The sequence below is a fragment of the Stenotrophomonas sp. 116085_Sma genome (assembly GCF_056479585.1).
In genome coordinates this window covers 4812022-4824260 of record NZ_CM151057.1, presented here as the reverse complement: position 1 = coordinate 4824260, position 12239 = coordinate 4812022, and the positions used below count along the sequence as shown (strand labels likewise).

General features: G+C 69.2%; 8 protein-coding genes. 3 read left to right on the top strand and 5 right to left on the bottom strand.

The window, feature by feature from the left end; translation table 11 throughout:
• The 5 genes from ACZK0Z_RS22245 to ACZK0Z_RS22225 are packed head-to-tail and all read right to left on the bottom strand — an operon-like array spanning nucleotide 1 to nucleotide 3082.
• Complete coding sequence (locus ACZK0Z_RS22245; RefSeq protein ID WP_197633471.1) at nucleotides 1-312, bottom strand: STAS domain-containing protein; 312 nt, start codon at nucleotides 310-312, stop codon at nucleotides 1-3.
• A complete protein-coding gene (locus tag ACZK0Z_RS22240) occupies nucleotides 302-964 on the bottom strand; it encodes an MlaC/ttg2D family ABC transporter substrate-binding protein (RefSeq protein WP_049429205.1) in 663 nt (220 codons plus the stop codon). The genes ACZK0Z_RS22245 and ACZK0Z_RS22240 overlap by 11 nt, the downstream gene beginning before the upstream one ends.
• Nucleotides 961-1485: an outer membrane lipid asymmetry maintenance protein MlaD gene (gene mlaD, locus ACZK0Z_RS22235; RefSeq protein ID WP_005411706.1), complete on the bottom strand. Its 525-nt coding sequence runs from the start codon at nucleotides 1483-1485 to the stop codon at nucleotides 961-963. The genes ACZK0Z_RS22240 and mlaD overlap by 4 nt, the downstream gene beginning before the upstream one ends.
• A gap of 59 nt (nucleotides 1486-1544) precedes the next feature.
• Complete coding sequence (locus tag ACZK0Z_RS22230; protein ID WP_005414955.1) at nucleotides 1545-2294, bottom strand: MlaE family lipid ABC transporter permease subunit; 750 nt, start codon at nucleotides 2292-2294, stop codon at nucleotides 1545-1547.
• Nucleotides 2294-3082 (bottom strand): ABC transporter ATP-binding protein, encoded by a 789-nt coding sequence (locus ACZK0Z_RS22225; RefSeq protein WP_049429226.1) that lies wholly within the window; start codon nucleotides 3080-3082, stop codon nucleotides 2294-2296. Before ACZK0Z_RS22225 ends, ACZK0Z_RS22230 begins: the two co-directional genes overlap by 1 nt.
• 189 nt (nucleotides 3083-3271) lie before the next feature.
• On the opposite strand from ACZK0Z_RS22225, the gene recC reads away from it, so the two are divergent.
• The 3 genes from recC to recD are packed head-to-tail and all read left to right on the top strand — an operon-like array spanning nucleotide 3272 to nucleotide 12173.
• A complete protein-coding gene (gene recC / locus ACZK0Z_RS22220; RefSeq protein WP_049429206.1) occupies nucleotides 3272-6619 on the top strand; it encodes an exodeoxyribonuclease V subunit gamma in 3348 nt (1115 codons plus the stop codon).
• Nucleotides 6616-10296: an exodeoxyribonuclease V subunit beta gene (gene recB, locus ACZK0Z_RS22215; protein WP_197633473.1), complete on the top strand. Its 3681-nt coding sequence runs from the start codon at nucleotides 6616-6618 to the stop codon at nucleotides 10294-10296. The genes recC and recB overlap by 4 nt, the downstream gene beginning before the upstream one ends.
• Nucleotides 10293-12173, top strand: a complete 1881-nt coding sequence (gene recD, locus ACZK0Z_RS22210; protein ID WP_197633475.1) for an exodeoxyribonuclease V subunit alpha — start codon at nucleotides 10293-10295, stop codon at nucleotides 12171-12173. Before recB ends, recD begins: the two co-directional genes overlap by 4 nt.
• Nucleotides 12174-12239 lie beyond the last annotated feature (66 nt).

The window sequence follows — 12239 nt, the reverse complement described above, 5'->3', positions numbered from 1 at the left end:
TCAGCTCGCAGCAGAAGTAGCGTTGAAATCCAGGTTGGGCGACAGCCGATAGGCCGCGCTCAATTCGTTGTAGCCAGCCGGCGCGCCGGTGATCACCAGCGGGTGGCCGGCCTTGCGCGCACGTGCCGCGAGCTCGGCCAGCAGGGCCAGGCCGGCGCTGTCCACGCGTTCGACCTCGCTCAGCTCAAGCCGTGCCAGCTTTGCCGGCAGGGCCTGCAGCTGCGGCCACAGCGCGATCACCGCGGCGCGGTCGAGCACCCCGCGCAGGCGCAGGGTGTCGCCTTCCAGCAGTGCCAGTGGGTTACTTGCCATTGCCCGCGGGCCCGGCCTGCATGCTGCCGCTGTGCAGTTCGCTGGCCACCTGCTTGATGCCCTTCTGGCGCAGCGGGGTGTCGAACTGGTTGCGGAACGTCTGCACGTAGGAGATGCCTTCGATGTTGACGTCGAAGATCTTCCACTGGCCGTTCACGTTGCGCATCCAGTACTCGACCGGGGTCGGCTCGCTGCCGGCACGCACCAGCTCGGTGCTCACGCGCACGCCGCGGTTGCCCGGCAGCGGGCTTTCACCCTTCAGGCGGAAGCTCGGCTTGCCCTGGATGTTGAGCAGGGTCGAACCATAGCGCTGCATCAGGCTGTCGGCCATGGCATCGGCGAACAGCTTGATGTCGGCATCCGAGGCACCGCGTGCGTGCGGGCCCAGCACCAGGCGCGCGGCATAGTCGCGGTCGAAGGTGCGGTTCAGTTCGCTGTCGATGTAGTTGCGCAGGCTGGCCGGGTTGCTGCCGAACTCGCTCCTGCGCTGCTGCAGGGTGGTGAGGATGCGCGTGCTGGCATCGATCACCACCTTGCCGGCCTGGCCCTGCGTCGCGGCAGCGGCGGGAGCGGCGGCCTGGGCCTGGGCGAGGAACGGAGTAGCCGCCAGCAGCGCCGAGGCGAGCAGGGCCGGGATCAGTTTCATCTTCATGGTTGCGGTTCCGTTGCAGGCGCCTGCGCGCCATCGTTGGGCTTCTGAGCAGCGCCGCCACCGGCACCACCACTGAACATGTACTTGCCGACCAGCTGGATCAGGTCAACCGCCGGCTGGGTGAAGACAATCTCGTCGCCGGCCTTCAGCACGTCCGGATCACCGCCCGGCTGCAGACCGATATAGCTCTCGCCGAGCAAACCACTGGTGAAGATGCCGGCCGAGGTATCCGCCGGCAGGTCCTTGACCTTGCTGTCCATGCGCAGGGTCACGATGGACTCGAACTTCACCGGGTCCAGGTCGATCGAGGCGACCTGGCCGACGGTGACGCCGCCGATCTTCACCGGCGCCTGCTTGCGCAGCTGGCCGACCTGGGAGAAGCGCGCCTTCAGTTCGTAGCCCTGGCTGCCCCAGCTCCAGCGCTGGTTGGTCGAAGCCACGGCCAGCACCATCAGCGAGGCCAGGGCCAGCAGCAGGAAAGCGCCGACGGAGAATTCGAGTCTGGGACCGCGGATGGCCATGTGGATTACCTGATCAAGTCGTGGTGGCCGCGCGCGCCAGCGCACCGCCGGTGGAGGGGTTAGGTGAACAACATTGCCGACAGCACGAAGTTGAACATCAGCACCAGCAGCGAGGCGTTGACCACCGCACGGGTGGTCGCCACCGAGGTGCCCTCGATGGTCGGCTCGGCGTGGAAGCCAACGTAGGCGGCGACCAGGGCGGCGGTGCCGCCGAAGATCGCCGACTTCAGCATCGCCACGCCGAAGTCATCCCAGAAATCGACGCTGTTGCGCAGCGCCGACCAGAACACGCCATTGTCCAGGCCCAGCACGTGCACGGCCTCGAAGTAGCTGGCACTGATCGCCAGCGAGCAGAAGATGCCGGTCAGCAGCGGCACGGTCAGCACCGCCGCCCAGAAGCGTGGTGCCACGGCCTTGGCCACCGGGTCGATGGCCATCAGCTCCAGCGCCTTGATCTGGTCGGTGGCGCGCATCAGGCCCAGCTCGGCGGCGATCGAACTGCCGGCGCGGCCGATGAACAGCAGCGCGGTCAGCACCGGCGCCAGCTCGCGGTACAGCGACAGGCCGAGCAGGGTCGACAGCGCGTCGGCCGCGCCAAAGGTGGTCAGCGTGCGGTAGCCCTGCAGGGTCAGCACCAGGCCGACGAAGGCGCCACCGACGGCGATGATGGGCAGCGAGCGCGCGCCGATCTTGTAGATCTCGCGGGTCAGTTCGGCCAGGAAGTCACGGGTCGGCAGCGAACCGCGCAGCACGGTCAGCGAGAACAGGCCGGCGCGGCCCAGCGAACGGGTGGCTTGAACGAACGGCATCAGGCAACCCTCGCGCGCGGCGCGGCATCGAACGGGATGGGGCCATCGGGCTGGCCATGCAGGAACTGCCGCAGCAGCGGATCCTGGCTGGACTCCAGTGCCTCGGGCGATCCCTGGAACACGATGCCGCCATTGGCGATGGCGATCACCTGGTCGCAGATCGGCAGGGTCTCGTGCACGTGATGGCTGACGATGATGCTGGTCAGGCCCAGGCTGTGGTTGAGGCGCTGGATCAGGCTCATGATCACCCCGGAGGCGATCGGGTCCAGCCCGGTCAGCGGCTCGTCGTAGATCATCAGCGGCGGGTCCAGCGCCAGCGCACGGGCCAGCGCCACGCGGCGTGCCATGCCGCCGGACAGTTCGCGCGGCCACGCATCGGCGGCGGCCAGCAGGCCCACCGCATGCAGCTTCATCTCCACCAGCCGGCGCAGCACGGCGGCCGGCAGGCGGGTATGCGTGCGCAGCGGCAGTGCGACGTTTTCGGCCACGGTGAGGTCGGTCAGCAGGCCATTGCCCTGCAGCAGCACGCCCACGCTCTTGCGCATCTCCAGCAGCGCGCTGCTGTCGTGCGGGATCGGCTTGCCGAACAGGGTGACCTCACCGGCGACCGGTCGCAGCTCGCCGGTCAGTGCCGCCAGCAGGGTCGACTTGCCACTGCCGGACGGGCCGAGCACGGCAGTGATGCTGCCCTTGGGCACCTGCAGCGACACGTCGCGCAGGATCGTGCGTCCGCTCCGGTCGATGCGGACGTTGGACAACTGCACCAGACTGGAGGCGGAAGCCGACATGGGCACCATTAACGTTTTTTAGACATCGAAGGATCGGGCCAGCCGGCTGAACATAAGCAGACTGGACGGTCCAGTATTGTTGCACGGCAGGGCTTGGCGCAGGCCGGGACAATCGGCCGGCAGCCCGGAACAATCCGTACCGTCGATGGGCCGACCATTGAATACTGCCTGCCGTCCTGCACACTGTGCATGATGAGTGACCCAGGCAGCGATTTCCGCCTCTACCATTCCAATTCCCTGGACGTGCTGGCCGCGCTGCTGGCGCGCAACGTGCGCGCGCCGGTGCCGAGCCAGCCGTTGCTGGCGCCGGAAGTGGTGCTGATCCCGCAGGTCGCGATGCGCCGCTGGCTGCAAGCGACACTGGCCGCCGAATTCGGTGTCGCTGCCAACCTCGAATTCCTCACCCCGGGCGAGTTCGTGGCCCGCGCGCTGAAGGCCAATGTCAGCGGCGAGCAGGACGACCTGGACGCGGCCGGCCTGCACTGGAAGCTGTACCAGGCGCTGCGCGACCCGGCGTTGCTGGCGCAGCCACCGATGCGCGCGCTGCGGTCCTATCTTGCCGGCGGTGACGCATTGAAGCCATGGGCGCTGGCGGGCGAGCTGGCCTCGGTATTCGAGAAGTACCAGGCGTGGCGCCGCGACTGGCTGCTGCGCTGGGCAGCCGGTGCCGATCCGGCCGACCCGCAGGCGATCCTGTGGCGCACCATCACCCACGGTCATGATTACCGTGCACGTCGCATCCAGGAGTACCTGGACCGCTTCGAAGGCGCCGGCAAGCCGCTGCCGCAGGGGCTGCCGCCGCGCATGTCTGCGTTCGCGACGCTCAACATCTCGCCCGATGTGCTGCGGGTGATGGCCACCCAGGCGCGGGTGGGCGAACTGCACTTCTACATGCCCACCCCGGTGCAGTCGTACTGGGGCGACCTGCAGACGCTGGCCGAGCGATTGCGCAGCGGCGCACCGGACCCGTTCGGCGAGGCCGCCGGCGAGAACCGCCTGTTGGAAGCCTGGGGGGCGGCCGGCCGCGATTTCATGGCGGTGCTGGGCAGCTACGAGGTGGTGCACCCGGCCGGCGAGATCGCCGCCTATTCCGATCCGGAGGAAGACACCCGGCCAACCCTGGACGAAGGTGGACTGTCCGACAGCCTGCTGCATCGCCTCCAGCGCGATCTGTTCCACCGCCGTGCGCTGCCCTCGGGCGCGCTGCGCGAGGCTCTGCGCAGCGACGATCCCAGCCTGCAGGTGCATGCCTGCCATACCCGCCTGCGCGAGCTGCAGGTGCTGCACGACCAGCTGCGCAGCCTGCTGCAGGACCCACGTTTCGACCCACCGCTGCAGGCACGCGAGATCGCGGTGCTGGCGCCGGACATCGATCCCTACGTGCCGTATCTGGAAGCGGTATTCGGAGGCCGGGGGGGCGACGAGGAGCACATTCCGTATGCGCTGGCCGACAGCAGCCCGCTGGCCGGCGAGCCGCTGGCCGATGTGTTCGTGCACCTGCTGGGCCTGCCGGTCTCGCGTTTTGGCCTGAACGAAGTGCTGGACCTGCTGGCCAGCGCGCCGTTGGCCGAAGCGGCCGGGCTGGAAGCAGTGGACTTCGACCGCCTGCACGGCTGGCTGCAACAGGCCGGTGCGCGCTGGGGCCTGGATGCGAAGCACCGCAACCAGCATCAGGCGCCAGCCGACGATGCCTATACCTGGCAGTTCGCACTGGATCGCCTGGTACTCGGCCATGCCACCGGCAGCGAGGCCGATCTGGCCGGCGTGGCGCCGTGGATCGAACTGGAAGGCGGCGCGTTGGACGCCTTGGACCGTCTGCTGCGCCTGCTGCGTGTGCTGGCGGTGTATCAGCGACGCCTCGGCGAACTGCTGACGCCCGCGCAGTGGCGGCAGCGCCTGCTGTCGCTGCTGGATGCACTGCTGCCAACCGCGCCCAGCTCGCCCAACAGCCAGCGTGCCCTTGAGCGCCTGCGCAAGCTGCTCAACCAGTTCGCTGAAGACGCCGCCAAGGCCGGTTTCGAAGACGGCGTGCCGCCGGAGGTGGTGCGTTCGCACTTCGCCGGCGCGCTGGGCGAGGCCGATACGCGCGCACCGCTGCTGACCGGTGGCATCAGCTTCGGCCGCATGGTGCCGATGCGCCTGCTGCCGTTCCGGGTGATCTGCGTGCTGGGCCTCAACGATGGCGATTTCCCGCGCCGTGACCCGGCCGCCGGTCTCAACCAGCTCACTGCGGAGCTGGATACGCCGCGCCGCCGGCCGGGCGACCGCTCCACCCGCGAGGACGATCGCTTCCTGTTCCTGCAGCTGTTCGCCGCCGCGCAGGAGGTGTTCTATCTCAGCTACCTCGGTGCTGATCCGCGCGATGGCAGCGTGCGTGAGCCGTCGGTGCTGGTCAGCGAACTGATCGATGCGGCTGCGGCGTATCACCTCGATCCGGCTGTGGCCACCCGCGACTTCACCGTGCGCCACGCACTGCAGCCGTTTTCGCCAGGCGCGTTCGGCGATGGCGACCCGCGCCGCTTCAGCTATCGCCGCCAGTGGCATCCCGCTGCCGGTCGCCTCACCGGCCAGCGTGGAGGCCTGCAGCCGTGGTTCGATGCACCGTTGCCACCGCCGCTCGACGATGCGGTGGAAGAGGAGGTCTCGCTCGATACCCTGCGTCGCTTCCTGTGCGACCCGGCCGGGCAGTTTCTCGCACAGTCACTGGGCCTGCGCCTGGCTGACGAGGTCGAGGAGGTGGATGACCTGGAACCGCTGGTGCTGTCTTCGCGGGGGCCGGAGAAGCGCAGCGTGCAGGCGGCGGTGGTACGTGCCACGCTCAGCGGCGATACCGAGCCGTTGTACCCGCGCCTGCGCGCGCGTGGACTGCTGCCGTCGGGTCCATTGGGCGAGCGCCAGTTCGAGGTGGAGCAGCTGAAAACCCGCCCGTATGCCAGTGCGCTGCTGGGCTGGATGCAGGGCGAACCACTGGAAAGCCGTCGCTACGAAGTGGAAATCGACGGGGTGCGCCTGCACGGCCGCGTGGCCGATCGGCATCCCGAGGGCCTGGTGCGCCTGCGCGCCGGCACCCTCAACGGCAACGCGGTGATCCGCCATGGCCTGGACTGGCTGCTGGCCAATGCCGCCGGTGATGCCTTGCCGCTGGTGCAGTTCCATGATGGCGGCGATGCCGGGCCGGGCCCGCATGTCGTACCGGCGCTGAGCGTTCCCGCCGCACGCGCGGCGCTGCGTGCACTGCTGCAGCTGCGCCAGCGTGGCCTGCGTGAGCCGCTGCGCTTTGCCCCGTACACCGGCTGGGTGCTGTACAACGCGCCGGCAGAAAAACAGCGCAGCGAAGGCTGGAAGCAGTGGCACGGCAGCGACCGCACCTGGGGTGAATCCAGCAGCGACGCCTGGCAGCTGCTGCTGCGCGGTGCCGACCCATTCGCCACCGATGCCAGCTATGCCGACCTGCTGCGCAACAGCCAGGTGGTCTTCAGCGCGGTGCGCGAAGGCCGCACCCTCGGCACGGAATCACGCCAGGAGGGCAGCGCATGAGCACCGTGGTCATCGGGGACGGCATCGAGCTCCTCAGCCGCGATCCCTACCTGGCCCTGCCGCTGGATGGCATTCGACTGATCGAAGCCAGCGCCGGCACCGGCAAGACCTTCACCCTGGCCACGCTGTTCACCCGCCTGGTGGTGGAGCAGGGCCTGCGCATCGGCCAGATCCTGGCAGTGACCTTCACCGACGCTGCCACCCAGGAACTGCGCAAGCGCATCCGCGAGCGCCTGGCGCTGGCGGCACGCCTGGTCGATCTGGAACCGGCCGAGGGTGAAGCGCCGGATGTATGCCTGACCCGCGAAGTCCTGCAGCGCCACCTGCAGGGCGGCTCCGAGAGTGCCACCGCACTGAAGCGGCGCCTGCAGGTGGCCGCGGACGAGATCGACCTGGCCTCCATCTTCACCATCCACGGCTTCTGCACCCGCGTGCTGCGCGAGCATGCGCTGGAGAGCGGCCACACCTTCGACCCGCCGGAACTGCTGGCCAGTGACCGTGAGCTGCTGGAGGAGCTGGCGGCCGACCTGTGGCGTGTGCATGCCAACGACCCGGCCACGCTGGAACCGCTGACCTGGCTGTGGTCCACCCCGGACGCGCTGGCCGCCGATCTGCGCGCGCTGCTGGCCGCACCGCCGCTGCATCCGTTGCCGCAGCCGGTGGCGTTGGCCGATCCGCATCCGGCCCTGCAGAGCGCGGCGGAAGCACTGTCCGCAAGCGTGCGCGCGCATGGCGAGCAGTTCTTCATCGACCTCTGCGATGCGGTCGACAACAAGTGGATCAACGGCGTGTCCTACAAGCTGGGGTGGCTGCACCCGCTGGGCCGGCAGCTGCTGGCCTGGGCCGAGCGCGCCGACCCGCGCGAGCTGCTGGCCAATGAGCGCCTGCCAGCGCTGCTGCCCGAGGCACTGGCCGCCAAGACCAACAAGAAGTTCGCCGAGCGCACGCCATCGTCGCCGTTGCAGGCGCCGTTGGCGCGCTATGTCGCGTTGCTGGCCGAACGTGATGCCTGGCTGCGTGCCACCGCGTTGAATTTCCTGCACGCGCTTCGCGCCGACGCCACGCAGCGGCTGCTGGCACTGAAGCGCACTCGCCGGGTGCAGACCTACGACGATCTGATCGATGGCGTGGCGTTGGCGCTGGAAGGCCCGCAGCGGCTGGCACTGGTGAAGCAGCTGCGCGCGCAGTACCGCATCGCGCTGGTCGATGAGTTCCAGGATACCGACGACCGCCAGTGGGGCATCTTCCACACCGTGTTCGGCGATTCGCCGGAGGTGCGCGAACTCGGCCTGGCGCCGGCGCTGTTCCTGATCGGTGACCCCAAGCAGGCGATCTATGGCTTCCGCGGCGGTGATATCCACACCTACCTGAAGGCCAAGCAGGTGGCGCAGAAGGCACCGGTGCTGGACCAGAACTTCCGCTCGCGACCGGCCGTGCTGCGTGCGCTGCAGGCGTTGTATGACAACGGCGGCGAAGACGCTTTCCTCGAACGCGACATCCAGTTCGAGCCGGTGCGGCCCGGCGGCGTGCGGGTTGACGAGGATTACCTGCGCGATGGTCGTGCCGCCGTCGCGCTGACCCTGCGCGTGCTGCGCAGTGGCGGCGACAAGGCGATGAGCGCCGATGCCTCGCGCGATGCCGCCACCCAGGCCTGTGTGGCAGCGATCCACCAGACCCTGGTTGCTGCGCGTGCCGGCAACGCCGTGCTGCGTGGGCGACCGGTGCAGCCGGGCGACATCGCGGTGCTGGTGCGTTCGCATCGCGAGGCCACCCTGGTACAGCGCGCGCTGGCCGCGGTGGGCATTCCGGCGGTGGCGGCCGGCAAGCAGAGCCTGTTTGCCACCCCTGAAGCGCGCGATCTTCGTGCGCTGCTGCTGGCCCTGCTGCAACCGGCCGATGAAGGCCGCCTGCGTGCGGCACTGGCCACCGTACTGCTCGGCCAGCAGGCCAGCGCGATCGCTGCGATGGAACGCGAGGGCGACCTGCAACGCGGGTTCCAGGCACAGCTGCTGCACTGGCGCGAACGCTGGCAGCGTGGTGGCCCGTTCGCGGTGATCGCCGAAGTCTGTGCTGCACAAGGCGAGCGCCTGCTGGCGCTGATCGATGGCGAGCGCCGCCTGACCAACTACCTGCAGTTGGGCGAACTACTGCAGGAAGCCTCCGCGCAGGCGCTGGGCATGCATGGCCTGCTGGACTGGCTGCAGGGACAGATGGCCAATGCCGACCAGGATGACGAGCAGCAGCTGCTGCGCCTGGAATCGGACGCGCGTCGTGTGCAGATCATCACCCTGCACAAGAGCAAGGGCCTGGAGTATCCGCTGGTGTTCCTGCCCTTCATCGGCATCGACGGCGGGGCGCCGAACACCGCGTCGCACTGCACGGTGCATGTGGGCGGCCAGCGCCAGCTGCACTGGAAGCTCGACAAGGACGAGGCCTGGGAAGCGGCCACCGCGCAGCGCGAACGCGAGCAGCGTGCCGAAGATGCACGCCTGTTGTATGTGGGCCTGACCCGTGCCGAGCACGCGCTGTGGATCGCCGTGGGCGATCTGGCTGGGCTCGGCAGGACGCGGCTGGCGCCGCTGCTGGGTGACCTGCAGGTGCTGCGCACACATGCTGATGTGTATGTCGACGACAGCGAGGCGCCGGCCGCGCTGCCGCAGCTGGCGGCCGAAGTGGAAGGTGACCTGCCGGCCGTGCGTGCGCTGACCCGGCGCGTGCCGCATGACTGGTGGGTGTACAGCTTCACCCAGCTGGCCCATGCCGATGCTGGCGCCGGCGACGATATCGAAGCGGCCGCCACCGAACTGCCAGCACCGGCGGCCGACGAACCGGCTGGCCCGGAACTGCCGCTGGAACCGGCCCTGCCGGAACCCGCCGCGGCCGCCGCAGACAGCGCGCCGCTTGATCCGCGTTTCATGGGCAGCCGCTTCGGCAACGTGCTGCATGAGGCGATGGAGAACGTCGACTTCGCTGCATGGGCGGATTGGCAACCGGGTCTGGAAGCGCCCGAGGGGCAAGCCGAGGTGCTGCGCAAGGCGCTGCACGACGAAGGCTATGCCGATGTCGATCTGGACGATGGCGTGGCGGTGCTGGTGCCGTTGGTTGGCCACACGCTGACCGTACCGCTGCCCGAAGGCGGCGCCCTGTGCAGCCTGGCCGAGGGCGAGCGCCGCGCGGAAATCGACTTCCACTTCGCCATCGAACCGACCACCGTGCCGGCGCTGCTGCAGGTACTGCACGCGCATGGCGTTTCCAGCAGTCGCCGAGGCTTCGGCCAGCGCCGCCGGTTGGAAGGCCTGATGACCGGCATGATCGACCTGACCTACGTGCGCGATGGGCGCTGGTACGTGCTCGACTACAAGTCCAACCGCCTGCCCGGCTACAGCCCGGACCTGCTGGCCATCGCCATGCGCCACAGCGAATATGACCTGCAGGCACTGATCTACACCGTGGCCCTGCATCGCTGGCTGCGCTTCCGCCTGGGGGCAGCCTACGACTACGAGCGCGACATGGGTGGCATCCGCTACCTGTTCTGCCGCGGGCTGGATGGCGCTGGCAACGGCGTGCATGTGGACCGCTTCCCGCTGGCGCTGGTGGATGCACTGGACGCGCTGTTCGCCGGTGGCGAGCAGGCCCAGGCCGAACTGGCGGCGCGTGCGCGTGGAGCCAGCGCATGAGCCTGTTGAAGGAACTGCACAAGAAAGGCCAGCTGCGCACCCTCGACCATGTGTTGGCGACCAGCCTGATGCGGCTGCGCGACGACACGCCCGAGAGCGTGGCGCTGGCGGCGGCGCTGGCCTCGCTGGCAGTGTCGCAGGGCCACGCCGGCTTTGATCCGGCACAACCGCAGCGGTTGCTGGAAGGCGTGCCCGAGTGGCCTGCCGCGCAGGACTGGCTGGCGCAGCTGCGCGCATCGCCCTGGGTAGCGACACCCGAGCAGCCCGACGCCATCGCCGAGGATGCGCCGCTGGTGCTGGAGAACGGCCTGCTCTACCTGCGCCGCTACCGCGAGTACGAGCGTCAGTTGGCGGCTGGGCTGCAGCGCATCGGCCGGCATCCGCTGCCAGCGCCGGATATGTCTGCATTGGCGCCGCTTTTCGCGCAGCTGTTTCCGCAGGCATTGGGCAGCGAGGATCACCAGGCACGCGCCGCCGGCGTGACGCTGCGCCATCCGTTGGCGCTGGTCACCGGCGGCCCCGGCACCGGCAAGACCACGACCATCGCGCGCCTGTTGCTGCTTCTGGCCGCGCAGGCCCGGCACGCCGGCCAGCCGCTGCCCGAGGTGGCCTTGGCCGCGCCGACCGGGCGCGCTGCCGAGCGCATGGCCGAGAGCCTGCGCGTAGCCGTGCAACGCCTGCAGGAACAAGGACTGGACCCGACGCTGTGCGCGGCATTGCCCAGTACCGGCACCACCCTGCATCGCCTGCTCGGGGTGATTCCCGATTCACCGCGCTTCCGCCACCACGCTGATAATCCGCTGCCGGTGGACGTGGTGGTGGTCGACGAAGCCTCGATGATCGATCTGCCGATGATGGCCAAGCTGGTTGACGCGATCGCCGGCGGTACCCGCCTGATCCTGCTCGGCGATCCCGACCAGCTGCCGTCGGTCGAGGCCGGTGATGTGCTCAGCGCGATCCTGCGCGCCAGCGGCGATGGCATCGGTACCCGTGCCGACGACGCACAGGCGCTGCACCGCCTGCTGGCACCGGCCACCTTGCAGCCGCAGGCCGCGCCACGCGCCTTCGCCGGGCGCCGTGTGCAGCTGCAACGCGGTTACCGGCAGAGTGATGCGCTGGACCTGGCACCATTGGCGCACGCCGTGCGCGAGGGCGACAGCGGTACCGCGCTGCAGCTGCTGCGCGGCGGTGCATTGGCGGGCGTGCATTTCCACGAAGGTGAGGCCGACCCATTGCGTGGCCAGCGTGAGCATCTGCTGGGCCATTGGCGCGCACTGGCCGACGCGGCCGATCCGGTGCTTGCCCTGCAGCAGGCCGGCCGCCTGCGCGTGCTGACGGCACTGCGCGAAGGCCCGCAGGGCGCGCGCGGGCTCAACAGCCGCATCGAACAGCTGCTGGCCGGCAACACCCCGGGCTACTTCCAGGGCCGCCTGCTGCTGGTCACCGAGAACAGCTACCGGCACCGCCTGTTCAACGGCGATATCGGTATCTGCCTGCGCGATGGCCGCGGCGCGATGGTGGCCTGGTTCCCTGGCGACACCATCGACCAGCCGCGCGCGTTCCACTCGGCGGCACTACCCGCGCACGAAAGCGCGTTCGCGATGACGGTGCACAAGGCGCAGGGTTCGGAGTTCGATGAAGTGTGGTTGCAGCTGCCACGCCAGGACAGCCGCGTGCTGTCGCGCGAACTGGTCTACACCGGCCTGACCCGTGCGCGCCAGCGCCTTCACGTAGCAGGCAACGCAGAGGTGCTGCAGGCGGCGTTGAAGCGCCACGCCAGCCGGCTGGGTGGGTTGGCCTGGCGGCTGGGTGCGGAAGACGTGGCCGAAGCACCGCCGCGCGTCGAACAGCCCACGGTGCAGGGCACGTTGTTCTGACGCCGGGTCGGATCCCGTTCCCACCGGGAACGGGCTCTGACCCCGTCGCCCCGATGTCGCATTTGC